At 66.0% G+C, this 25,640-nt stretch carries 15 protein-coding genes; 1 reads left to right on the top strand and 14 read right to left on the bottom strand.

The window, feature by feature from the left end; translation table 11 throughout:
- Positions 1-82: 82 nt before the first annotated feature.
- From IEV99_RS11105 to IEV99_RS11085, 5 genes are all read right to left on the bottom strand, one after another.
- Positions 83-1,069, bottom strand: a complete 987-nt coding sequence (locus IEV99_RS11105; RefSeq protein WP_188517862.1) for an ABC transporter substrate-binding protein — start codon at positions 1,067-1,069, stop codon at positions 83-85.
- A gap of 432 nt (positions 1,070-1,501) precedes the next feature.
- Positions 1,502-2,812 (bottom strand): HlyD family type I secretion periplasmic adaptor subunit, encoded by a 1,311-nt coding sequence (locus IEV99_RS11100; RefSeq protein ID WP_188517861.1) that lies wholly within the window; start codon positions 2,810-2,812, stop codon positions 1,502-1,504.
- A 32-nt stretch (positions 2,813-2,844) separates the two neighbouring features.
- The gene (locus IEV99_RS11095; protein ID WP_188517860.1) at positions 2,845-5,016 is read right to left on the bottom strand and encodes a cadherin-like domain-containing protein; all 2,172 of its coding nucleotides are present in this window, start codon (positions 5,014-5,016) and stop codon (positions 2,845-2,847) included.
- Positions 5,013-6,779 (bottom strand): type I secretion system permease/ATPase, encoded by a 1,767-nt coding sequence (locus tag IEV99_RS11090; RefSeq protein ID WP_188517859.1) that lies wholly within the window; start codon positions 6,777-6,779, stop codon positions 5,013-5,015. The genes IEV99_RS11095 and IEV99_RS11090 overlap by 4 nt, the downstream gene beginning before the upstream one ends.
- 60 nt (positions 6,780-6,839) lie before the next feature.
- Positions 6,840-15,383 (bottom strand): peroxidase family protein, encoded by an 8,544-nt coding sequence (locus IEV99_RS11085; protein ID WP_188517858.1) that lies wholly within the window; start codon positions 15,381-15,383, stop codon positions 6,840-6,842.
- Positions 15,384-15,825: 442 nt separating this feature from the next.
- Between IEV99_RS11085 and IEV99_RS11080 the strand changes: the two genes are divergently transcribed.
- Entirely contained in the window at positions 15,826-17,073 is a 1,248-nt protein-coding gene (locus IEV99_RS11080; protein WP_188517857.1) for a sensor histidine kinase, read from the top strand.
- A gap of 7 nt (positions 17,074-17,080) precedes the next feature.
- On the opposite strand, the gene IEV99_RS11075 is transcribed toward IEV99_RS11080, so the two are convergent.
- The 9 genes from IEV99_RS11075 to IEV99_RS11035 form a co-directional block, all read right to left on the bottom strand.
- Positions 17,081-17,770, bottom strand: a complete 690-nt coding sequence (locus tag IEV99_RS11075) for a LuxR C-terminal-related transcriptional regulator (protein ID WP_244643811.1) — start codon at positions 17,768-17,770, stop codon at positions 17,081-17,083.
- A gap of 605 nt (positions 17,771-18,375) precedes the next feature.
- Positions 18,376-18,594: a hypothetical protein gene (locus IEV99_RS11070; RefSeq protein ID WP_188517856.1), complete on the bottom strand. Its 219-nt coding sequence runs from the start codon at positions 18,592-18,594 to the stop codon at positions 18,376-18,378.
- A gap of 43 nt (positions 18,595-18,637) precedes the next feature.
- Positions 18,638-19,099 (bottom strand): DUF411 domain-containing protein, encoded by a 462-nt coding sequence (locus IEV99_RS11065; protein ID WP_188517855.1) that lies wholly within the window; start codon positions 19,097-19,099, stop codon positions 18,638-18,640.
- 34 nt (positions 19,100-19,133) lie between these two features.
- Positions 19,134-21,557, bottom strand: a complete 2,424-nt coding sequence (locus tag IEV99_RS11060; protein ID WP_210318658.1) for a heavy metal translocating P-type ATPase — start codon at positions 21,555-21,557, stop codon at positions 19,134-19,136.
- 114 nt (positions 21,558-21,671) lie between these two features.
- Complete coding sequence (locus IEV99_RS11055; RefSeq protein WP_188517853.1) at positions 21,672-21,980, bottom strand: copper-binding protein; 309 nt, start codon at positions 21,978-21,980, stop codon at positions 21,672-21,674.
- A 14-nt stretch (positions 21,981-21,994) separates the two neighbouring features.
- Complete coding sequence (locus IEV99_RS11050) at positions 21,995-22,474, bottom strand: cupredoxin domain-containing protein (protein WP_188519774.1); 480 nt, start codon at positions 22,472-22,474, stop codon at positions 21,995-21,997.
- A 34-nt stretch (positions 22,475-22,508) separates the two neighbouring features.
- Positions 22,509-23,912, bottom strand: a complete 1,404-nt coding sequence (locus IEV99_RS11045) for a multicopper oxidase family protein (RefSeq protein ID WP_188517852.1) — start codon at positions 23,910-23,912, stop codon at positions 22,509-22,511.
- A gap of 17 nt (positions 23,913-23,929) precedes the next feature.
- Positions 23,930-25,387 carry a TolC family protein gene (locus IEV99_RS11040; RefSeq protein WP_188517851.1) on the bottom strand — a complete coding sequence of 486 codons (1,458 nt, stop codon included), beginning with the start codon at positions 25,385-25,387 and terminating at the stop codon, positions 23,930-23,932.
- A complete protein-coding gene (locus IEV99_RS11035; protein ID WP_188517850.1) occupies positions 25,377-25,601 on the bottom strand; it encodes a hypothetical protein in 225 nt (74 codons plus the stop codon). The genes IEV99_RS11040 and IEV99_RS11035 overlap by 11 nt, the downstream gene beginning before the upstream one ends.
- Positions 25,602-25,640: the final 39 nt, after the last annotated feature.

The following is a 25,640-nucleotide window of genomic DNA, read 5'->3' as shown; positions in this document are numbered from 1 at the left end:
CTCGAGGAACAGGTTGGCGGTCAGAACGCTGACAGCGGGGACGCCCGGCCGCATTCGCGCGGCCGAGCGGCGGGAGGCCGGCTCAGCTGCCGATCTTCTTGCGAGCCCGCTCCAGGGGTCCGAAATCCCAGAAGTCCTCGACCTTGAGCTCTTCCGGCTTGCCGGTCATCTGCCCGGCCTGGGTGTAGAACACGAAGTCGGCCTTGATGGCCGTCGGGCTGCCGCCGGTCTTGTCGAACACGCCGTTCTGCACCGCCTCGGCGTAGAACTTGGTGACGTCGGCGAGCAACTCCTTGGGCACGTCCTTGAGCAGGCCGCGCTTCTGCCGCTCCTGGTCGGCGACCGCCGGATTGGCCGCCAGCTCGCTCCAGAACCGTGCGAACTCCTCGACGATCACGTCGACCTTCTGGGCGTTCTGCGCCATCCAGTCGGACTTCACGAACAGGATCTCGTCGCTCGCCTTCTCGTCCAAGCCCGGCAGAACGGTGAATCGGTCGCCGGCCTTGCTCATCAGCAGGTTCTTGTTGGCGAGGTCCAGGATTGTCGCCTTGATCTGGCCGTTCATCATCGCGATCACGCGATTTTCCGAACCCGCGACGTAGTTGCGCTGGCCAAACTTGATGCCGTTGCGCTCGGCAAGAATGTTGCCGATCGCTTCTGTGCCGGTGCCGCGCGCATGAAACGTCATCGGTTGGCCGTCGAGATCCTTCCAAGTCTTGATAGACTTCTCGGCGACCGGGAAGAACACGAGGCGGGTCACCTGGAATACGCCGCGCAACGGCGCCTTGGACTTCTGCGCAACCGCATAGGGCGTCCCGATCCCGAGATCCGCCTGCCCGTTCACGACCGCTTGGATCGCGAGGTCCTCCTTGGCGAACGAGGTCAGCTCATAGTCGACGCCGCGATCCTTGGCGCGCTCCAGCGCGACCACATAGGCGAGCGTTTCAACCGAAATTGTGTCACCCAGCGCGACCCTCACCTTGGTGGTCTGCGCGACGGCGGGCGCGATTAGCGCTCCAGTCAGGCAAGCGCCCGCGAGCGCTCCTTTGATCAGCGAGAGAAAGGTCATGGCGTGCACCTCGATTGCATTTCCTGTCCTGCAACCGGCCGGATTGCTTCCGGTTACCATCCTGCAGAACAGGGGCAGCATATCGCTTATGTGCGGCGCGTAAACTGTTTTATCGATATTTTTCGCGCGGCATAAAAATCGACGCTGTCTGACTACGTCCAGGCGCTGTTCGAGAGAGACAACCTCGACGGACCCGCTGATCCTCACGTGGTCTGGCTACGGCCCGCCGCTGTGACCAGTTCCGCCCCCTCGGCGTAGTGCCGGCCCCGCGCCAACGGAAAGCCGCGCCGATCGCAACCCGACACTGCTGTCATCGCCGAGTTGCGGGATCTGCAAGACGGCGCTTGCGAGCGAGCTAACGCTGCACGCTCCAGCCGACTCCCTTCCACAAGCTTCTACTTACGCCACCACTGCAGATATGCTCACGATCGATCATCGTTCGCGGAACATGCGCGCGGCGTGATCCATGAACGGCTTCAGCAGGTAGGACAGCGCTGTCCGTTCCTCCGTGACGACGAACACCTCCACGGGCATGCCTGGCTGCAACCGGCGATCGCCAAGCTGCGTCAGGTCGTCGATGCTGACATCGCCGACGTAATAGGTGGCCCCGGTGGACGGATCGCGCGACGTGGCGGGCGAAACATGGGCCAGCGAGCCCGGCAACTCGGGCGTCGTGTTGCGCGCAAAGGCGGAGAAACGCAGGCGCGCCGGCTGGCCGGCGCGGACCTGGTCGATATCTGCGGGCGGGATCCTGATCTCGACCATCAGCTTCGCGCCATCCGGAACGATGGTCGCGAGCCGGGCGGCTGGTGTAATCACGCCGCCCACCGTGAAGACGAACAGCTCGTTGATCATGCCCGCCACGGGCGCCCGGATCTCCATGCGGGTGAGCCGGTCCTCATGGGCGGACCGCCTCTCGACCAGTTCGGTCAGCTTGGCTTCCACCAGCCGCAATTCTCGTTGCGCTTCGGTCTTCGCCGTCTGATCGACGGCGATGATCTGCAGCTTCGCGTCGCTGATGCGCAGCTTCGCGCGCGCCAGCGAGGCCTCCAGTTCGCCGGCCTCGCCCAACAGGCGGGCCCATTCGCGGTTGACGTTGTGGACCCGCGTACCCTCGATCAGCCCTTTTTCGAACAGGCTGAGGACCTTGTTCCGCTCGAGCTCAACGAGCCGCAGCTCCTCGGACTTGGCTGACTGCCGAGCCTGCAGGCCCCTGATCTCTTCGCCCGACTGGACTATCGAGATCTGCAGCTGTTCCTTGCGGCTGTCGCGATTGGCTTTCGATCCTTCGAAAAGGCGAGCCTCGCCCTGCATGATCTGGCTCGCATCTCCACCCATCGTCAGTAGCGCGGGGGGAAAGGTCACCTCGTCCAGGTTGTCGCGCTCGGCCAACAGCCGAGCGCGCCGTCCAAGATGTTCGGCAAGTTGCGAGAGGGTGATGGTCAGTTCCGCGCGCGTCTGAACATCCTCGAGGCGAAACAGCACTTGTCCCTCGCGAACCTGATCTCCCGGCCGCACCAGGATCGCCTGTATGATGCCGCCGTCGCGGTGCTGCACCTCCTTCAGGTTCTGGTCGACCTTCACGGCCCCTTGGCCGACGACAGCGCCGTTCAGCTTCGCAGCCGCCGCCCAGCCGCCGCAACCTGCGATCAGCGCCGCGGACAACGCCGCGCCGGCAAGAACGTGGGGCGCTAAGCGAAAACGAGAGCGGCGAGGACTTTTTGAGGCTCCAGAAACGGTCATGACTATCCCCCACTCGCGTGCATGACGCGGCGTCAAACGTAGTAGAGCTTGTGAACGCCATTCATCTCGACGGTGAACGTGTGGTCCACGCCGTTGTCGGCGAAGACGTCGAGATAGGTTTTCTCACTGGGCCCGCTGGTTTCCTGCCGGAAACGGAAGGGCCGGTTCGCGTCATCCTGCTCGCCGTAGGCCAGGACAAACTTGCGATCCTCGTTCTCTTCCGACCTTGCGAGTCCGGCCTGATCGTCGAGCTGTTCCAGAAATTCACGAAACTGGTACTGGTCGATCACGATGCGATCGCCTGCTTCCAGATCGCGGATTTGATGGATCAACGGCCGTGCCCCGGCGTCGCGCAGCCCGTCAAAACGAAATTCGTCGTCGCCCGAACCGCCCTCGAGGGTGACTGACAGCTCGCCCGCGATAAACAGGTCATCCCCGGAGCCACCAACCACAACCTCGAAGCTGAGCACCACGTCGTCGTTCCCGGAACCGGATCCGGAAGAAGACCTGCCATGCGCCAGGTCCACCGTCACGGCCACGGTTGCGCCAGAAAAATCGAGCGTATCAAGGCCGTCGCCGCCGTCCGCGGTGTCATGATCACCGTCGAGGCGCAGGATCACGACGTCATCGCCTTTGCCGCCATCGATGGAGTCGGCTCCGGCGGCTCCGATCAGGACATCCCGGCCATCTCCGCCCGCGAGAGTGTCGTCCCCGGCGCCGCCGTCGATCACGTCGTCGCCAGAGCCGCCGTCCAAGTTGTCTGCGCCGTCTCCCCCGAACAGGCGGTCGGCTCCGGCAGCCCCCACCACGATGTCCTGTCCCTCGCCAGCGAGCAGAATGTCGTCGCCGTCGCCGCCGTCGAGAGTGTCGGCTCCCCCGCCGCCTTCCAGCATGTCGAGGCCGCTGGCGCCGGACAGGCTGTCATTCCCCTCGCCGCCAGCCAGCACGTCGTCGCCAGAGCCGCCGAGCAGTTCATCGTCGCCGGAGCCGCCATCGAGCTGGTCGTCGCCGCCGCCGCCGTCAAGCACATCGTTTCCGGCGCCCCCCTGAAGAATGTCGGCGCCGGCTTCGCCATAGATCCGATCAGCGCCATTTCCCCCGGAGAGCACGTCGTCGCCGTCGCCTCCGAAGATGAGGTCATCCCCGGAGCCGCCGTCGACCGTGTCGTTACCGGCGCCGGCGACGATGTGGTCCGCTCCGAGATCGCCGAGCACGATGTCGGAGCCTCCCCTCGCATCAACCAGGTCGTCCCCGGACCGCGCGTCGATCCGGTCGGCGCAGACGCTGCCGACGAGGATGTTCTCGCCCGCATCGCCGACGAACTCGATGAATTCGAGGACTTCGAACCGCGCGAGCTGTGGGGTGCGAGCCACGCCGTCGCTGATGTCGTAGCTCAACGTCACGGGGCCGAACGAACCAGCCTCCGGCGTGAACAGCCAACCGCCCTCTACCGGATCGATGCGTCCGCCCGATGCCGCGAGCGCCCGCACGGTCAGGGTGTCGCCGTCCGCGTCCGTGGCGCCGGCAAGCAACGCTGCGGCCGTAATCAGCACCGTCTGACATCCCCCGATGTCGGCCAACCGGACGGGCGAGTTCACCTGTGGAGCGCGGTTGCGCGATGTGGGCTGGCCGGGGGGGCCAGCGGAAGCGTCCCCGCTTCCGCCCGAAACGCTACCAGAACTCGCCCCGCCTTCTCCGCCACTTCCCCCTCCCCCCGCGCCAGCCCTTGATGGTTGCTCGGCGCCGAGCCTGGACGCCTCGGATTGCGTGGGGAGGACCGAGCCGTTGTCGTTCAGGGCGCTCCGCCTCATTGCGGCTTCCCAAGATCCTGGCGTCGTCGGCGCCGGGTCAAGCTTCCCGAAGTCGAAGGCCGGGCCGTCAGGAGCAAGCGTTTCCAAAGGAGCTTCTTCGGGCGGCGGCGACGACGAGCCCACCCGTGGCGCCTGATCCGGCGCCTCCTCATCTCCCTCAGCGGGCGTCGGAGAAGAGCCGGGTTGGTCTGCGTCCTGCGGCGCCTCGGGCGGGATCGGCTTGGCGGCCGCTTCGCCCATCAGGCTGCGCACGTAGAGTGTCGCAGCCGCCAGCGCGAGCGCGAACACGCCCGCGGCGCGCGACGCCTGCGGCTCTTCGTGCAGGGCGCGATAGATCTCGCCGGGCGCACGTTCTGGAGCGATCTTTCGTCCAAAGCCTAGGATCGTGATCATGCCGGCACCTGCATCATGTCTGGGGAGACCGGGCGGGCGAAAGGCTGCGTGTTGGAGCGCACCGGACGCGGAGCCGCTGCACCCAGGATCTCGTTCTTGGGACCGAAGGTGACGAGCTTTCCGCCCTTGATCACGGCGATGAAGTCGACCGCCGTCAGGGCGCTCGGACGATGCGCGATCACGACCGCCACGCCGCCGCGCGCCTTGACGGCCTCAATGGCCGTCGTGAGGGCGGCTTCGCCTTCGCCATCCTGATTGGAGTTAGGCTCGTCCATGACGACCAGGAAGGGATCGCCGTAGAGCGCACGGGCAAGCCCGATCCGCTGGCGCTGGCCCGCAGACAACGCGGCGCCCTGGACACCCAAAGCCGTCTGATAGCCTTCAGGCAATTGCACAATGAGTTCGTGCACATTGGCGGCGGCCGCCGCGGCCACGATGGCCTTCGGGTCAGCATCATGGTCGAGCCGAGCGATGTTTTCCGCCACGGTCGCGTCCATCAGGCTGACGTCCTGCGGCAGGTAGCCGACCGACCGGCCCAGGCTGTCCTCGGGCCATTGCGCAAGCTCGGCGCCATCGAGGCGCACAGCGCCGCGCAGGGGGGACCATACCCCCGTGAGCGCGCGAGCGAGCGTCGTCTTCCCGCCCCCGCTCGGCCCGATGACGCCCAGCGCGGAGCCGGCGGGAAGCTCGAACGACACGTCGCTGAGAAGCACCTGGCCGGTGCTGGGGGCCGCGACGGTCAGCTTCTCGACCCTGAGCGAACGGTGCGGCGTCGGCAACTGGAGCGGCTCGGCCGACTTGGTCAGCGCCACAACGGTGTCTCGCAGGCGGGCGAAGGCGGCGCGGGCCGCGACGAACCCCTTCCAGTTGCCGATCGCAAGGTCGACCGGAGCCAGCGCTCGCGCCGACGCGACCGAGGCCGCGATGATCGCGCCGGCCGAAAGCTCGCCCTTGATGGTGAGGTAGGCGCCCATTCCCAGGATCGCGGATTGCAGCACCATGCGCAGCACGCGCGAGATGGCCGCAAAGCTGCCGCTCACGTCGCTGGCGCGTGTCTGTACGGAGAGGTGCTCCTGGTTGGCGGCGTCAAAGCGGGCGACAGCCCGGCTGGCGAAGCCCATCGCCTTGAGGACTTCGGCGTTGCGGGCATTGCACTCGGCCACGTTGTTGCGCGCGATGCCGGTCTGCCGGGTGGTGGCGTTGAGGCGACGGCAGCCGATTTCTCCGGCCAGCGTCAGCAAGGTCAGCACGAACGCCCCCGCGAAGGTGAGAGCGCCGAGCCAGGGATGGAGCGCGTAGACAAACGCGAGATAGATCGGGATCCAGGGCAGATCGAAGAGCGCGGCGGGCCCCTGTCCCGCCAGGAAGCCGCGGACCGTGTCCACGTCGCGTCCCCTTTCCAGGGCTTCCGAGGTGGAGAAGCCATAACGGGGCATGTCGATCGCCACCCGGTGGGCGATCGGCGCAATGGCCTGGTCGAGACGGGCGCCCACCCGCACCAGCACCTGCGAGCGGATGATGTCGAAGCCGCCCTGGAAGAGGTACAGGCCGATCGCCAGGACGGACAAGGCCGCGAGCGTCTGGACGCTGCCGCTGGTCAGCGCCCGGTCGTAGACTTGCAGCATGTAAAAGGAGCCAGTCAGCGCCAGGACGTTGATGACGCCGGATATGGCGAACAGGTACAGGAAGACTGACCGGAAGCCCTTGGTGAGTTGAGCCGCATCCCTGCGCCTCGCATCGCGGAGCGTTTTCGACTGGTTCATGGCGCATCACCCCCCGTTGGTGAGAGCGACGGGCGGCCCGTGGAGCCGCCCGTCTCGTCGTCAGAGCGTGACGTTAGATCCGTTGAGCGTATGGACGCCCTTCAGTTCCAGGCGGAAGTCCTCCTGGAGATCCGCATCCACATTGCCGTGAATGACCGTGAACTCGCCGTCGTCGCGGGTCTCATGGGACACGATCAGCTGCCCCGCCGCCGTGAACGCCGCGCCGCTGGCCAAGGCGAAAGCCTGATTGCCAGAGACGCCCGCATTCGCGTCGACGCCGCTGAAGTCGAGCCGGTCGCCTGGTTCGAAATCGACGATCGTGTCGCCGTCCGCGGAGGCGGCGCTTGTGAACCGGAACGTGTCCGCGCCGCCGCCGCCTTCCATCACGTTCTCGGCGTCGCTCGCCGTGATGGTGTCCTGGCCTGAGCCGGTGGCGACGTTCTCGATGCTCCAGAGCGTGTCCACCCCGGACTGAGCGCTCGAGGCGGTGCCCCGGCCGTTGAGTCCGCCGCCGAGATCCACACGGAGGTTGGCGGTGATGGCCGAGAGATCCAGCGTGTCCACACCGGTTCCGCCGTCGCCGTCGTCTCCGTAGTAGAGGTCGTCGCCATCGCCGGGCGCACCGACGAGCACGTCGTCGCCGGCGCCGCCGAACACCGTGTCGGCGCCCTCTCCGGCCGTGATGAGGTCGGCTCCATCCTGGCCAAAGATGCGATCAGCTCCGGCGTCGCCATAGAGCATGTCCGCCCCCGAGCCGCCGAACACCTGGTCGTCGCCAGCTCCGGCGAACACCACGTCGCGGCCATCGCCGGCGTTGACGAAGTCAGCCCCGTCGCCGCCCGAGATCGCGTCGTCGCCCCCGTCGCCGATCAGGACGTCGTCACCGCCCATGCCGATGATGTCATCGGCGGAGGAGGCGCCCACCAGCAGGTCCGGCTGCGCGGCGCCGGTGCGCAACCCACGCGCCCCATTCGTGGCCGGAGGCGGCCCTTCTTGATCGTCGTCGTGGTTTCCGCAGCCACTTCCCTGCCCGCCCGAGCCGCCTGGGCCGCCCGAGCCGCCGGGGCCGCCGGATTCGCCCTCGCTGTCCTGGTCGTCGTCGTCATCCTCCTGATCTTCGCCCGAGCCGCCCGAATTCTCGGTCTCGTCGTCGTCAGTGTCGTTGTCGTCAGTCTCGTCCTCGTCGGTCTCTTCCTCGCCGGTTCCGCCGCCGCCACTCTGGCCGCCGCCATCGGATTCCCCGGTCTCGCCGTCGTCCTCTTCGCCCGAAGAGCCGCCGCCATCGTTGTCGCCGTCGCCGCCCTGATCGCCGCCCGGCAGGCTGCCGCCGTCGCCCTGGCCGACCCCGCCATCATCCTCGTCGCTGACCTCGAAGACGTTCTCCGGCAAGTTGGTCAGGCCCGTGTTGCGAGCGATGATGTCGGAGAAGTTCTGGCCATCGACGATATTTTCGTAGAATTCGAAGTTGTCGAGCCGGTCGAGATAGTAAAACCGGTCTGCTTCCTGCAAGCGGTCGAACTGCTCGTGCAGAACGACCCAGAAGGTCTGGCCGACCACGCCGTCGTTGATGTGCGCTTCGGCGAGGCCGCCGACCCAGAGGTCCACCCGGTCGATGCCTTTCACGATGTGGCCGTCAACCAGGGCGATGTCCGGGTTGGCGGCCTGGAACGCCTCGATCTCCGCCGGGCTGTTCAGCACCAGATCCGGGTAGGCCTGCTTGAATTGGCTCAGCACCGCGTCGCTGAGGCCGTTGCGCGCCTGGAAATCGTCCCAGGACGCGTAGGGGCTGAGGTCGCCGGCAAAGCCGCGCGCCTCCTGCACGTAGGGGTTCTGCGAGGCGTTCAGGTCGGCGCGGACCTGGTTCAGCGTCCCGAGGCCGACATCGCGGCCCCGCGCCACGTTGAATGCGAACAGGTCGGCGTTGATGCGCACGAGATCGTTGCGGATCGCGTTCACGACGTTGAAATCGACCTCTTCGGCCTGCTGCAGCACTGTGCCGCCGACGATGCTGTTCACACCCATTTGCTCGTAGCCAGGCTGGGGCGTGTATCCCTGCGCCTGCAGCGCCGAGAGCGGGACAGTAAAGGCCGCGGCGTCGTCGGTCGGGTTCAGGAAGGCGTCGAACAACGCGACCTGCTTGGGCTGGCCGCTGGCGTCCAGCACTGTGATCGTCTGCGAGATCAGCGAGTGGCCGAAGCGATAGGCCGCCGCCGCGAACTCGTGCGAGATGCTGGCGCTCGCGTCGGGATTGTATTCGCTGTGGCCGTGATCGCCGTCACCCTTGATCCCGCCGAGCAGCGCGTCGGCGAACTCCGTGAAGACCACCCGCTGGTATTCCGCCTCGTTGATGACCTTCGCGGCCTGGAACAATTCTTCCGGCGTCCCGTCGAACCCGGCAGCCTGCAGGTTCTCGACGTGGAAGTTGTGGTTCCGCGCCCAGATCGTGTGGACCGCGGTTAGCGCCACATTCTCGTTCGCCCGCCCATCGCCAGCCACGTAGTGGTCGAGAAGGCTGACAAAGGGATTGCTGTCGAGCAGCAGGGAATGGCCCGTGCCCAGGAAATTGGCCGCCATCGGGGCGACCTTCGTGGCGTCAATGGCGCCGTCGAGCCCGACCAGACCCGGGAATGCGTCCCGGAACGCCATCTGCCCGCCGGACAGAGCGGTGGAGTGGAAGACGGTGTTGTTCTCCCAATGGTGCTGGATCAGCTCTCGCAAGGTGGGCAGCAGGTTGAAGGCAGGGTTCGAGGGATCGGGTTGCCCCGCCAGGAGCTTTGCGCCGATGCCGCCATGGCCGTCTCCCTCGCGAAGGAACTGGCCAACGAGCTCGTTCGAGCCGTAGGCCTGGTTCTGGTCCACGTAGGGCGACGTCAGGTTCGTGTGCTGGGGAGCGCCGTCGACGATATCCGCCACCGTTCCGCGGGTGAGGTCCGCCGGGTTGTCGGCGCCGGGAGCCCGCACGGCGCCCGGTCCGCCGATTTCGATCACGCCGTTCCCGCCCTTGGGAAGGAAGTCGAGCCCGTGGTCGACGTACTGGCCGAAGGCCATGAAGAAGGTGTTCTGGCCGGCCGCGTTTTTCGGAAGATCGGCTTCCTGCGAACCCAGCACGTTGCTGATCGCCCGGGGATCGAGCCCCTGGAAGATCGGATTCAGGGCATAGTTGCCCGTTGCGGCGTCGAAGTCGCCATAGTGCGCATCCGTGATGCGGATGAACGGCTCGTCGGCTGCGCCAAAGTCCGGATTTGCGACGTTGTTGCCGTGTCCGCTGAGATCGCGCACGCCAACCACGCCTTCGCTTTCCTCGTCGGCCAGCCCGGTGACGATGGCTTTCAGGCCGGCCAGATCGCTCGCCGTGAGCGTGAAGCCGGACGAAGCGCCGGGAGATCCGCCGCCTCCCTGCCCACCGCCCGATCCGTTCTCGGCCGGCGTCTCCTCGAATGTCGGGGAGCCGGACGATGCGTAAGTGATCGAGTGGGAGCCGTTGCTGAGCGTCGTCGTTCCGTTCGCGTTCTGCGTGGCCGCGTAGTCTTCGATCGCGGCCCCAGGAGCCAGCTGGACGATATCCTGCGGCCGCAGCACGCCCACGATCGTATCGTGCCCGCCATTGGACGTGAACACGATCCGGTGCGCCGAGCTCAGCGCGCTGATGTCGATCGTGTCGTCCTGAGCCGACCCGTTGATGGTGATCGTGTTCAGCTTCAGGCTGGTGGTCGAGAAGTCGCCGATCACCGCGATCGTATCGCCCGCCGACGCCCCGCCGGTCGGCGGGTTGGTTGCAGACACCAGGAGGGTATTGACCTGGATCTCCTCGATCTCGCGCAGTTCCGCGATCACCGCCGTGCTGGCGACGCCGAAATTGGTGATCGTGCGCGTGACGACGATTTCCGTGCCGACGGCGGAAGGGATGCCCGCAGCCTGGGCGGCAGCCCGCGTGTAGATCCTGAACGTTTCCGTCCGCAGCAGGTCGCCATTGACGATGAAGGTGTCGCCGACCGGACCTTCCACGCCGCCATCGATGGCGTCCCGGCCATCGTTGAGCACCAGCAGCGAGGCGTTCCAGACGATCGTGTCGTCGCCAGCGCCGCCATTGACGGCGTCCGCGCCCGCGTCTCCCGAGAGGGTGTCGTCGCCCCCCGCGCCGTTGAGGGTGTCGTTGCCGCCGCCGCCATTGATGATGTCGGCGCCGAGCGTGCCATTCAGGGTCGTGCCGGCGGCGTTGCCGTTGATGAGATCGCCGACAACGGCCGTTGGGGCAGAGAACGTCTGTTCGGCGTAGCCCATGCCGTCAGTGAAGCTGACGGCCACGCGCAGGAACTGACCGACCTGCGCCTGAGCCGGGGTGAAGTTCGCACCCGTTGCGTTGGCGATGTTCGTCCAGGTCCCGGCCGCGCCCGTCGATGAGACCTGCCATTGGTAGTTGAAGGTCGCCGGCAGCCCGTTCAGGTCGCTGATGTCGTTGATGTTGGCCGTCAGCTGGCGCCCTTCGGTGGGCGTCGTGTCGCTGATCACAGGCTGGCCCGCCGCGGCGACGTTGGTAAGAGCGAGCAATTCGCCGCCCGCGAATTCGGCAAGCTCGATATTGCGCAGCCGGTCAATGCCGTCCGATGTCGTCACGAGCGGATCCGCGCCTGCGACGAAACCCGTATGGGCTACGGTGACGGTCCCATCCGCGTTGCGCGTGATCGTGTAGTCCGCCCGCGCGCCGCTGAAGATGGCGGTGTCGATGCTCGCGTTGGAGGCGTCGCCGTCCAGGATCTCGCGCACGATCCGCATCTGGCCCGGAACGATGTCGCGAGACAGCATGAGGCTCTGGAGGGTGCGGCCATTCCACTCGGGAATGAGAGCGCCGGTGACCGTCGCCGCGATGCTGTCGACGGTGGCGAGTTGCTGGCCCTGCTCGTCCACGATGCTGATGCGCACATTGAGCCAGGAGTCGCCGTCGAGGATGTCGTCGCCGCCTTTGCCTTGAAGGCGATCGCTGCCGCCGCCGCCGAGCAGGATATTGCCTTCCGCATAGACGATTGCGTTGGGGTCGGTTCCATCCACCCCACCGACGACGTTGCGCAGACCAGCGATCCGGTTGACGCCAGCCTGGGTCAGCTCGTGCATGGCCAAGGTGGTCTCGTTCTGCCCCGGAGGCACGGGCGCGCCGTTCACCACGTCCGGAGCGCCGCCGGTCCGGTCGTCGCCGATGATCACGTCGTCCTTGTTCCAGCCGGAAGCGCCTTCGACCTGGTCGTAGCGGTTGCGAAGGATGTCGAGCTGGTCCGTGGTGAAGATCGGCCGGCCGAGGTCGATGTCCGCCGCGAGAGCGTTACCCTTGTGGGTGACCCAGTCGAAGCCGAACATGCCCTCGTTGCGCATGACGCTTTCGCCCTGGACCATGATGTCGTCGCCGGACTCGCCGTCGAAATCATGCTCGTTCTGGCCGGCGAACATCACGTCGTGGCCGATCACGGAGCTGTTGAAAAACAGCTCGGAGTTATCGCCCGCGGTGACGTCGAAGCCATCGCCACCCTCGAGCCAGTCGTCGCCCTCGTTGCCGAAGAGCACGTCCGCGCCCGAGCCGCCCAGGATGAAGTCGTCCCCTGTTCCGCCGAACGCTTCCTTGCCGTCGTCACCAAGGATCACGACGTCCTGGCCCGGGCCGGCGAAGATCAGTTCGCCAGCGCCACGGCCGGCGGAGATCACATCGTCGCCTTCCTCGCCATGCAGGAAGCTGATGTCCCCGCCATCGGTAATGATGTCGTTGCCGGCGCCGCCGTGAATGCGGTTCACACCTGCGCCGCCGTCCAGAACGTCATCGCCGCCGTCGCCCCACAGGGCGTCGTCGCCGTCGTCGCCGATCAGCGTGTCGTTCTCGTTCGTTCCGCCGAGCACGACGTGTTCACCGCCATGGAAGCGAATGAAATGGTCGCCGCGCTCCACTTTGGGGAACATGGCGTCCAGCACGGGATCCTGTCCGGTCGGGTCATCCTCAAGCTGGAACTGTTGGTTCACCTCGAGGATATGGTCCACGCGGGCGAAAAGGTCCGCCGGCACGTGCATGCCGCTCTGGCCTACGTCGGTGTTCAGCTTGACGAGCGACGCGAAGGAATTGGCCTCCAGCTCATTCAGCAGGTTCAAGCCCTGCGTGCGCGTCAGATAGTAGAGCCTGTCATTGTTCTGCAGGTTCTCCATCTGCGCCTCGAAGACGTACATGAAGCTCGAGCCGAGCATCCCGCCGAAGGGCATCACCTTCTCGGCGAGGCCGCCGATCCAGAAGTCGATCGCGTTCACGCCGCTGGTCGCCGCGGAGCTCCTCAGGAACGCGAGGCGGTCCGCGTCCGAGATCGCGCCTCCGCCGAGCACAAGATCCATGGCTGCGTCGCGCTTCGCCTCCAGGGTGGCGGCTGAGACGATCGAGGCGTGGGTGCCGTAGGCGGCGATGAAGTTGATCACCGACGCGGGGTTCTTGAGGTTCTGGGCGAAGTCCACCCAGCTCTCATAGGGCTTCATCCACTGGCTGCCGGATTGGGCGTAGAAGGTTTCGCGCGCGGCATTCAGCCCGGGTACGCCGGTGTCGCGACCCCGGGCGATGTTGAGCGCCGGCAGGTCGAGCGGCAGCCCGATAAGCTGGTTGCGCAAAACATTGGTGACGAACTCGTCGATCTCGTTGCCGGTCTGGCGCGTCATGCCTTGGATGATCGCGGCTGCGCCCGCGTTCGCGTCGATCTCGTCGAAGGCGATTGGATTCAGGAAGCCTTCGAACAGGTCGATGTCGTCGCTGGAGCCGTCTGGATTGATGCGGGCGATCGATTCCGTGAGCATCGAATGCCCGAAGCGGTACACGACGTTCGCGAATTCCGAGACGATCGCAGGGTTGATGTCCGTATTGGAATTGAACACGAACAGATCGACCGCCGGCTGAACCTTGCGGGCAAACTCCTCGAAGACGAGGTGCTGGTACTGCATCTCGGTGGTGAAACGGGCAGCCTGGAACAGGCGCTCGCCGTCCCATCGAAGCGAGGCGAGTTGGTCGGCCGTCGGCATCGCGGCGACGTCGACGAGCAGCCACTCGTTCAGGAATGCGAGGTCTCCGCTGTCAAGCGCCACCTGCTTGACTTGATCAACCAGACGGTTGTGCTCCGCATGAAACACATGGTGGACGGCCGTGAGCCCGATATTCTCGTTGCCGCGGCCATCGCCGGTAATGAAGTGGCGGTCCAGCAATTCGTTGTCGTAGACGGGGTTGCGACCCTGGGCGTCCGGGACGATGGCGTTGCCGGTATCCGAATCCGCATCGGCCATGAGCACGCCATTCGCGATCACCGGCACGGCGCTGTGGGCGATGTCGTCGATGAAGCCGTGACCGGTGCGCACCGCGTTCGCGAGGCTAATGGGAGCGGCAGGATTGCCCTCGACCAGCGTCGTCGTATCGTCGGCGTTGCCCGAGATACCGTCGGCGCCGGCTCCCGTGCGCATCACCACCAGCGCGAAGCCGTTCGGTCCCCGCAGGAACTCGCCATACTCGTCGGTGGCCAGGAGCGGCACATTGCCGACGTCGGCGTCGGTCAGGTCGATGCCCAGCATTTCGCGGGCCTGCAGCTTGGTATCCGCCCAGGTCGCCGGCCCTCCCTTGGCGCTGTCCAGCAGCCTGCCTGTCGCCAGCGGCTGCCCGTTCACCAGCGCATATTCACGCAGAAAGACCTGATGCGACGGATGCGACGTGTAGGTCTGGTTCTGGTCGATCCAGGGCGTGGTGGTGTTGACGTGTTCCTTGACGTCGTCGGCGGTGCCGATCACGCCGTCGGGGCCGGGCTGGTTCGTCGCGCGGGTCAGAACCATGAAGTTCGAGTGGCCGCCCGGCACATAGAGCGGGTCATCCGGCTGAAGCGGGATGAACACGGTGCCGTTCTGGCCCTTGCTGATCAGGTCCAGGCCGTGATCGAAAAACTGACCGAAGAGGGTGAACCACGAGTTGAACGGCGCGGACAGTCCCTCGTCCGGGGACACGTTCGGCAGGACGAGCGACGTTCCATCGAATTCCAGTTGGAACGTGGCGTTCAGGTCGGCCTTGAGCGCCGTGAAGGCGGCGGCTTTGGCCGCGTCATCGGCGCCCACGACAGACGCCTTGTAATCGGCGTAGCGGGTCATGACCTGGCTCAACGCCGTCGTGACCGCCGCGCCGGAATAGCCGGCCTGGAGCAGCGCCGCGCTGATCGCGGCCGGATTGTCCAGCGTCTCGTCGACGATCAGGTTGGAGATGATGCGCGGGTCGGCGTCGAAGACGTAGCCGCTGTTCTGCGCGTAGCTCGTGGGCTGGCCGCCCTGGGCGGGCCCGGGACCGTCAATGTCGATCGAGGGGTCGGCAGTCTGGTACACCGGGTCGAGCAGATGGGGCATCGTCTGGTCGGCCGCGCCATAGTTCTCGCGCCCAGGAACGATGTTGTTGTTCCGTCCATCGACGTACCGCAGGCCATACGGCAGATGCGGATCCTCGATCAGATCGGTCAACGGAGTGCCGGCGACGATCTGGCCATTCTCGATGTGCGTCGCGTTCTGCTCGGCGATCAGGATCTGCTTCAGGATGAATTCCAGATCGTGCTTGATGAGGCTGACCATCGCTTGTTCCCCCTCCGTCGGTGTGGGCCATCGGCTGGACCGAACTTCGCGTCCTGGCCGCGGCATTCACGCCTTGTAGTTTCGAGACATAGTCCGAAGTGACTAGTGGGCTCGTTGCAGTCACGGCGAGCTCGCGAAGACTTTGTGAACTTCACCGAAACTTAATGCCTGTCTTCACATTATTCCGTCCGACATGTCGGATCTTGTAGATGTGAAAGTCGTGCAAAAGTTCGGGCCCAATGGGGGCGCCGACGACAGGTCTTTGGACGCAGCGCGACACCGACTTTGGTCCGTGCCGCCGGTGGCCCGGGCTCTCAGGACTTGGAATTCGCTCAGCATCGAACGCCAGTTCTTCCTGGCGGCCACCGCGGCCGTGGGACTCTCGATGTTGACGCTGGGGTACTGGGTGGAGAAGCGCGTCCGAGCCGGATGGACCCAAGCCATGGCCGAAACGGGCGCCACCTACCTGGAGAGCCTGTTGGCGCCCTTCATCGATGGCGTCGATCCCGAGACCGGGCTCTCGCCCGAGAGCGGCGAAAAGATCAGGAATCTGCTCACGGACACGAAGCTCGGACGCCGCGTGGCCAAGATCAAACTGTGGAGCCGCGACGGCCGGCTAATTTTCAGCACCAACCCTTCGGATCCGCCGTCGCGCCTCGATGAGGCCGATCTGAGGCGCGTGCGGGATGGCCAGGTCATCGTCGATACAAACGACGACGACCACTCTGGAAGTGCTCCATCTCCGCCAAATTCGTTGCTGATCGAGGTTTATGCACCAATCTACGCTCCACGCACGCGCGAAGTGGCGGCGATCGGAGAGTTTTATGAGTATAGCGAGTCTCTGAACCAGGAGATTGCCAGCGTCCGCTATACGACTTGGCTGCTCATCCTGAATGTGGCGCTCGTCATCGTCGTCCTGCTGCATGTGATCGTGAAGCGAGCCAGTCGAATGATCGCGTCCCAGCAGGCGTTGCTTGAAACGAATCTGGCGCGAGCAGCCGGACTGGCCAAACGCAACGACGTCCTACGACGGCGCGCCGATCGCGAGCGCCGAAACGCTGCGCTTCTCAACGAGAACTACCTATCCAATATCGGGGCGGATATTCACGATGGCCCCATACAGATCCTCAGCCTCATGATGCTGAAACTGCCGGACGCGGATCAGCCTGACGAAGCATCCCTGCGCCGCGCCTTGGCCGACACCCGCGGGGATCTTTCGAGCTTGATCCAGCAAGCGTTAGTGGAGTTGCGCAACCTTTCGGCCGGCCTGGTGCTGCCCGAGGTCGAGGACCTGACGACCGCCGGCACCATCGAACTCGCAATCGCTCGGCACGAGCAGCAAACGGGCACGCGCGTGAAGCGCGACATTCCCCCGCTCGGCCCCCCCGCGCCGACCGCCGTGCGCGTTTGTTGCTACCGCGTGGTGCAGGAAGCCCTCACCAATGGCTACAAGCATGCCGGAGGGCGGGGCCAATCCGTTTCGGCCCTTGTTGAAGGTGAGACGCTCACGGTCGTCGTGGAGGATGAAGGCCTTGGGCCGGCGGTGCAGCCAAACGCGAAGCTTGGCGGATCCAGGCTGGGCTTGAGAGGCATGGAGACCCGCGTGCGCGCGCTGCGCGGGTCAATCAGCATCAACGACCGTCAAGAGGGCGGCGTCAGGGTTGTGGCCCGATTGCCATTGAACCGTTGAGCTAACTTCAGGACGCGACGAGGTCGCGGACAGGCGCCGGCTGGGGAGCCGGGGTTTGTGTCCCCGGTGCAAGGCTCAACCTCTGCGCCGCGATCACCACCTCGAGGCGATTTCGCGCATTGAGCTTCTGCATCAGATTGCTCATGTACCCTTTGACCGTTTTCTCGCTCAAGCTGAGCGCAATGGCGATCTCGCGGTTCTGCTTGCCGCATAGCAGCAGGCGGACGATCTGGTCCTCCCGCACTGTCAGGCGCGCGCTTTCCTCACGCCTCTCCCGCGTGCGATTTTGAAGTGCGCCGATGACCCGCGTGGAGAACGAGGGAGTAATGTAAATCTCCCCTCGCGTCGCCGAGGCGATCGCTTCAATGACCTCCTGCGCCGGACTTCCCTTCAAGACATAGGCGCTAGCACCAGAATCGAGCGCCCTAACGGCGTCGTCGGCGCTGGTCGACGCGGTGAAAACAATGATCTTAACGCCGGGCGCAGCGTCCACGACACGTTTGATTGCGCCAAAAACCTCGCCCGGCATGTTGAGGTCTACAATCATCGCGTCAGGCTGCAACCGGAGGGCGATCGCCTCGATATCGGCGGCGCAGGAACCAGTCTCCGCTATGGAGAAACCGCCTTTGCGGACCATCAACGCCGCAATGCCTTCCACGAGAAGCGGGTGATCATCAACGACAGCAATCGAGAACATATTGATCGTCCATCACGCACACGCCACGGATGAAATCTGACATGAGATTTGCGCGTTTCATAACCATCCATACGTTTCAAACTTAATGAAAAAGGATGATACGGGGTACAAGATTTATCGCCTAACGCTTGCTCGTTAACGGCGTTGTGGCGCGGCAAGCGATGCGGAGCTTCGCGCTGGCTATTTTCTTTACAGGCTGTTGTAGTTTGGCGTTCAGGCGAGAATTCGGGACCGATTAATCTCTGGATCGAGATCGATGGCGTCGACTTCAGAATTTTGGTAAACGCCCAAGTTCGTTTTACAATGCCGATTTCACTGATTATTTAGATTAATCGCGTCTTTAACGCCGCCATAACCGAATACTGGCTTGTGCCGTGTAGATGTTTCTTTGTAATTATGAGCACTAACGAAGCTACATGCATCAATCTTTCCTTGGCTTCGCCTCACATTCTGTGCTGTTGGATGCAGCATGCCCACTGGCACTCGCTTTTGGGGATTATGGTCACTGTCAGTATTCAGTTCACAGATCTGACCAGAGGCGCGCAAACCCAGCCATAGGGCAAGGCCGGAGGGTCAAAGGTGTCGAACGACTCGGAGTGGTCGCGTCAGCCGCTAGCCCTAAACGCCTTTCTGAAACCAAGTTCGGCGGCAACGAGCGCAAGGAGATCGTGCCCAGTCTCACCGCCTTTACGCGCCTCCCGCCAATCCTCCGTCGGCTCGCCCGTGACTGCGGCCTTGAGGAGCGCGCGGCGGAACGTGTCTAGGCCGGCCCGCGCCGCTTCGCCTTCGGCGGTCTTGGCGAAGAGCGCATCGATCCGCGCCACGATGGATAGCCTCCCTTGAAAGTAAGGGCGACCGGCCAGACTTTCAGATCCGCTCGGCGCCTCTGTAGCGGGCGTAGACGTGCTGGCCCGGTCCGAACAGGATCACCTGGTAGGCGTCCGGCTTCGCGCCGGGCGCCTCCATTCCTGGGGAGCCCAACGGCATGTCCGGTACGGCGAGGCCGAGCGCCCGCGGTCGCTCGGCGAGCAGCCTGAGGATTTCCGCCGCGGGCACATGTCCCTCCACGAGGTAGCCGCCAATCTCGGCGGTGTGGCACGATGCGAGAGGCTCCGGGATGCCGAGCCGCGCCTTCACCGCGTCGAGGGTGGCCGTTTCCCGCACATCGACGGTGAAGCCGGCGGCCCGGACATGCTTCACCCATCCCGCGCAGCAACCGCAGTTCGGGTCCTTGTGGACCAGCATGGGCGGCCGTCCCTGCGCCCATGAGGGCGAAGCCAGGACCACGGATCCGATCGCCGCCAGGGCGTTGCGACGAGTGACAGGCATGTCGAGATCTCCTTGGAAGGGCGCACGACCCGGTTCAGAGCTTCACCGAGCGGAGCCTAACGGCATTCCCGATGACGCTCACCGAGGACAGGGCCATCGCGGCGGCCGCGATGATGGGCGAGAGCAGGATGCCGAAGGTCGGATAAAGCACCCCGGCCGCGATCGGCACGCCGGCCGCGTTGTAGGCGAAGGCAAAGAACAGGTTCTGGCGAATGTTGCGCATCACCGCCCGCGAAAGGCGCCGCGCACGCACGATGCCGGTGAGATCCCCCTTGAGCAGCGTCACGCCGGCGCTCTCCATCGCGACATCGGTCCCAGTCCCCATTGCGATGCCTACGTCGGCCGCCGCGAGGGCCGGCGCATCGTTGACGCCGTCCCCTGCCATGGCCACCGCGCGGCCCTGGTCGCGGTAGCGCTTCACCACCGCGCTCTTCTGCTCCGGCAGCACCTCGGCCTCGACATCGGCAATGCCGAGCCGCCTGGCCACGGCCTGCGCGGTTGTCCGGTTGTCGCCCGTGAGCATGACAATGCGAACGCCTTCCTTGCGCAAGGCGGCGAGCGCCTCGGGAGTGGAGGACTTCACCGGATCGGCGATGGCGAGCGTGCCCGCCAACTGGCCGTCCACGCCGACGAAGATGGCCGTGGCGCCGTCGGCCCGCAATTCGTCCGCCATTTCGGCGAGCGCCGAGACGTCCACGCCGCTCTCCGCCATGAAGGCCGCGTTGCCGAGAGCGACGGTGTGTCCGTCCACCTTGCCGATCGCGCCGCGACCGACCGGCGAGTCGAAGTCGGAGACAGGCAGGGTCGCGATCCCGCGCTCGTCGGCCGCGCGAACGATGGCCTGCGCGAGGGGATGCTCGCTCGCCCGTTCCACGCTGGCGGCGAGCCGCAGGATCTCAGCCTCGTCGAAGCCCTGCGCCGGGACGATGGCGGTCACCGCCGGCTTGCCCTCGGTGAGCGTTCCGGTCTTGTCGACGACGATCGTGTCGATCGTCTCCATGCGTTCGAGCGCCTCGGCGTTCCGGATCAGCACGCCGGCCTGCGCGCCACGCCCGACGCCGACCATGATCGACATGGGCGTGGCGAGGCCGAGCGCGCAGGGGCAGGCGATGATCAGGACCGAGACGGCGGCGACCAGCCCGAAGGCGAGGCGCGGCTCCGGCCCCCAGATCGCCCAGGCGGCGAAGGCGAGGACGGCGGCCGCGATGACGGCCGGCACGAACCAGCCGGAAACCTGGTCCGCCAGCCGCTGGATCGGGGCGCGGCTGCGCTGCGCGTCGGCGACGAGCTGGACGATCTGCGACAGCATCGTGTCGCGTCCGACCTTCTCGGCCTCGATCACCAGCGCTCCGCTCTGGTTCACCGCGCCGCCGATGGCCTTGTCGCCCGCGGTCTTGGTGACGGGCATGGATTCGCCGGTCACCATGGACTCGTCCACGGCGCTGCGGCCCTCCACGACCGTTCCGTCAACCGGGACCTTGTCGCCCGGCCGCACGCGCAGGCGGTCGCCGACGCCGATCTGGTCGAGCTCGACTTCCTCGTCCGCGCCGTCGGGCCGGATCCGTCGCGCGGTCTTGGGCGCGAGGTCGAGCAGCGCGCGGATCGCGCCGCTCGTGCTCTCGCGGGCCCTGAGCTCCAGCACCTGGCCGAGCAGGACAAGGACGGTGATGACGGCGGCCGCCTCGAAATAGACCGCGACCGCGCCATGCTCCCGGAAAGCAAGCGGGAAGACATCCGGGACGAGGGTCGCGACAACGGAATATACCCAGGCGATCCCGGTCCCCATGGCGATCAGCGTGAACATGTTCAGGCTGCGGTGCGCCACCGAATGCCAGCCCCGCTCGAAGAACGGCCAGCCCGCCCAGAGCACCACGGGCGTCGCCAACGCGAGCTGGACCCAGTTCGAGACCTGCGGCGCGATCATGTGATCGAGGCCGAAGAGGTGCCCGCCCATCTCCATCGCGAAGACCGGCAGCGCCAGGGCGAGCCCGATCCAGAAGCGCCGGGTCATGTCGGCGAGCTCGGGGTTCGGGCCAGCGTCGGCCGTCGCCACCACGGGCTCGAGCGCCATGCCGCAGATCGGGCAGCTGCCCGGCCCGACCTGCCGGACCTCCGGGTGCATTGGGCAGGTGTAGATCGCGCCCTCGGGCGCGGGCTCGGCCGGTTGCACCGAGGCGGGCGAAAGATACCTGGCCGGGTCAGACTCGAACTTCGTCCGGCACCCGGCCGAGCAGAAGAAATAGGGGCGGCCCTGGTGCTCCGCCCGATGTTTGGCCGTCGTGGGGTCCACATCCATGCCGCAGACCGGGTCCTTCACGATACCCGGCCGCGGCGCTGTGGCGGCGTGGTCATGGTGCGCGTGTTCCGGGTGGTTGCAGGCGGGGCCGTGCGCATGCGCCGAGTGGTCGTTTCCGGCATGGTCGTGGGCGTGGCGGTGGTGGTCGCGAGCGTCGCTCATCGTTGGTCCTCCAGTTGCTTGCGCCACCCTGCACCTTCCCATGATGGGAAGGTCAACCCGTTCCACGGCCCGGGAACGCGCCGCCGGCCGGTCCGGCAGCACGCCCGGAGCGCCCTATTTCGACTTGGCGATGGAGGTGATGGTCAGCTGTCCGTTCACCCGGTCAGCGGTGAAGAGCACCTTGTCGCCTTTCTTGACCTGCTTGAGCATGGCCTTGTCGCCCGCCTTGAAGACCATCTTCATCTCGCCCATGTCGAGGTTCGGGATGGGCGCGTGGTTCAGCGTGATCTTCTCGGCGCTCTCGTCGATCTTCTCGACCGCGCCCTTCACCTTGGGGGTTTCCTGGGCCAGGGCGGGCGCGAGCGCGACGCCGAGCGCGGCCGCGGCTGCGAGGACGGTGCGGGTGGTCTTGATGGCGGCCATGGACAATCTCCTGTTCACTTGACGATCACGGACCCGGTCATGCCCGCTTCGCGGTGACCGGGAATGAGGCACGAGAAGTCGAAGGCGCCGGCCTTGTCGAAACGCCAGAGGATCTCCGAGGTCTTGGCGGGCGCCACGCGCTTGGCGTTGGGATCGTCGTGCTCCATGTCGGGGTTCTTCTTCATCTCCTCGGCGTGCTTCAGGTTCATCTCGAGGGTGGCGAGCACCATCTCGTGGTCCAACGCTCCGTCGTTCCGGAGCTTGAAGCGGACCTGCTCGCCCTTTCGCACCTCGATGCGGTTCGGCACGAAGGCCATGGTCTCCCCGTCCTTCATAACGACATTGACAACGCGGGCCGGCTTCTTGGGATCGCCCGGGCGCCCGAAAGCGCCGGCGGGATGATGGTGGCCGGGCTGCCCGCCGCCGGCCCATGCGGCCGTTCCGGCCAGGAGCGCCGCGCTCAAAGATGCGGCCGCCAGGATATGCTTTGTCACGATCGATCTCCGCGGGTCTGGTTGACTGGTCTTGTCAGTGCTGGTCGTGGCCGCCGCCGGCCGGCCTGGTGCGCGGATCGACGGCGGAGAACTCCACGGCGCCCTTGGCGCCGGCCTGCTTGCCGGACCGCACGGGCTCCGGCAGTTGCCCCTTGAACTCATAGGCTACGGCGCCGGCCGGGTTCTTGAACCAGCCGGGATCCTTGTAGTCGCCCTTCGCGAGGCCTTCCCGGACCTTCACGACCGAGAACATGCCGCCCATCTCGACGGGCCCGAACTGGGCGAAGCCGGTCATCATCGGCAGCGTGTTGTCGGGCAGCGGCATTTCCATCGCGCCCATCTCGCCCATGCCGTTCGAGCCCATCGGCATGTAGCCGGGCACGAGCTTCTTGAGCCGTTGCGCGATCTCCTTCTTGTCGACGCCGATGTAGGTCTTCACGGCATGGCCCATGGCGTTCATCGTGTGGTGCGACTTGTGGCAGTGGATCGCCCAGTCGCCCGGCTCGTCGGCGACGAAGTCGAACGAGCGCATCTGCCCGACCGCGCAGTCGACGGACACCTCGGGCCAGGCGGCCGCCTCGGGCACCCAGCCGCCATCCGTCCCCGAGACTTTGAATTCGTAGCCGTGCAGGTGGACCGGGTGGTTGGTCATGGTGAGGTTGCCGAAGCGGATCCGCACCTTATCGCCCTTGCCCACGACGAGCGGGTCGATGCCGGGGAAGACACGGCTGTTCCAGCACCAGAGATTGAACTCCAGCATGGTGTTGACCTTCGGTACGTAGCTTCCGGCCTCGATGTCGAACGCGTTCAGCAGGAATGCGAAGTCGCGGTCGACACGGCGAAAGGCGGGGTCGCGCGGGTGCACGATGAAGAGCCCCATCATGCCCATGGCCATCTGCACCATCTCGTCGGAATGCGGGTGGTACATGAAGGTGCCGCTGCGGCGCAGCTGGAACTCGTAGACAAAGGTCCTGCCGGGCGGGATATGCGGTTGCGTGAGTCCGCCCACGCCATCCATCCCGTTGGGCAGGCGCTGCCCGTGCCAGTGCACGGCCGTGTTTTCCGGCAGCTTGTTGGTGACGAAGATGCGGACCTTGTCCCCTTCCACCGCCTCGATGGTCGGGCCGGGGGACTGGCCGTTGTAGCCCCACAGGTGGGCCTTCATGCCGGGCGCCAATTCGCGGACCACGGGCTCGGCGACGAGGTGGAACTCCTTCCAGTCGCCGTTCATGCGCCAGGGTAGCGTCCAGCCGTTCAGGGTGACCACGGGCTGGTAGTCCGGCCCCGAGGTCGGCGCGACGGGCTGCTGCGTCGTCGCGTCTCCCGTGGTCGGCGCCTCGGGGATTGCGGCGGCCTGGGCGCGGCCGCTGACCATCGTGGCCCCTGTGAGGACGAGGCCGCTGCCGGCCCGAATGACGTTTCTGCGGGAGATGTCCATGGCGATCTCTCTCGGGTTCAATGGGCGGCAGCCTGTTCGGCGCCGGCCGGCGATGCTGACGCGGAGCCGGACGAGGCTCCCGCTCCGCCGCCGGCGAGGGCCGCGCGCAACTCGGCCTCGGCGATCCAGAAGTCCCGGCGGGCGTCGATTGCCTGGGCCTGGGCGAGAATCCGGGCCCGCACGTCGGCGATAAGGCTGGAAACGTCGACGAGCATTCCGCTGTACTGGAGCAGCGCCTCGTCCTGGATCTGCTTGCGCAGGGGCAGCACCGTGGCCTCGTAATGCCGGGCGATGTCCCAGGTTCCTCGGCAGGCCATCGCGGCCTCGCGCGCTTCGGAGCGGACGTTGACGGCCTTGGCCGCGAGCAGGTTGGCCGCCCGCATGTAGCGCTGCTCGGCGTCGATCGTGCGGGCTTGGCCGAAGTCGAAGAGCGGGATCTCGAACTCGATCGCGAGGCCTCGGCGGTTGAGCTTCTCCTTCGCGATCCCGCCGTCTTCCGTGACTGTCTTCTGGCGGTCGTACTTGCTGTTGCCGGCAAGCTCCAGGTCGGTCGTGAAGCGGGTGGCCTGGGTGAGCCCGAGAGACTTGCCGAGACTCTCGAGGTCCAGCCTGGCCGCTTGCAGGTCGACGCGTCGGGCGAGCGCCCGCGCTTCAACGTCGGTTGCTGAGCGGACGGACTTGGGCAGAGGCGGCAAGGCGGACGGGAGCCGGAAATCGATCTCCGGCCCCCACAGGCCGAGGAGCCGGGTCAGGCGCTCACGTTCAAGACGCTGCGCGAGCCGAGCTCGGGCGAGCTGCGAGTCGAGCTCGGCCGCGAGCGCGTATTCCCGGGCTTGGTCGAGCTTGTTCATACCGCCGGACTCACCAAGCTTGCGGGCGAGTTCGGCGGCCGCGTCCGTGGTGACCTTGGCTTGCTGGAGCGTCGCCGCCTGCTGGTTCGCCGCAACGGCCCGCCAGTACTGGCGGCGAACATCCGTGGCGAGCTTCAGGGTCGCATCGGCCGCCCGCATCTGCGCGGCGCGCAACTGGTCGCCCGCGATCTCGCGCCGGACCGGCAGGGTCGCCAGCGCATAGAGGCTGACGAGCAGGCTGCGCTCGAGTTCGAGCTCAAGGCCTCCGCCGAGGCGGGACAGGCCGATCTTTGGATTGGGAGGCAGGCTGGCCTGCAGAAAAGCCGCCTCGGAGACGCCAAGCTCGTTGTAAGCCGCCTGCAGCGCGCGGTTGCTTGCGAGTGCGACACCGACGGCGGCGTCGGCCGTCAGCGGGCGCTTCAGCGCCGCCCAGACGCCCTGGGCGGCTACGGCGGCTTCGGCGTCGGTGGAGACCTTCACGACACCGCGGCCAAGCTCGTTGCGGGCGACGGCGTCGACGACGCCGAGGCCGCCATCAGGGCCGGCGCTGACGCATCCGGCCAACAGCAGGGAAAGACCGCCGGCGCCGATCGCCCGGGCCAGGGTCCGAGGCTCACGGCGCATGTGAGCCTCCCTTCGGCGTGACGTTCCGGTTCAGCGCGTCCCAGCCCTTCGGCTCGACGATCTCGAAGCGTCCTAAGCCGGCCGTGACCGGGTCGGCCCGCACTGGACGGACGGAGGGCGTGGCGATCATGGGCGCGGCCAGATAGGCCGGCGGAGCGGGCGCGCAGCCCGCAAGGCCCATCGCCGCCAGCATGATAGGCGACAGTCTTGGCATGGTGGTACCGGACAGGACGCCTCCACCTCCGGGCTCAGT

The organism is Alsobacter metallidurans (assembly GCF_014636935.1).
GTDB classification, from domain to species: Bacteria; Pseudomonadota; Alphaproteobacteria; order Rhizobiales; family Beijerinckiaceae; genus Alsobacter; species Alsobacter metallidurans.
This window is presented reverse-complemented; position numbering and strand designations above follow the sequence as displayed.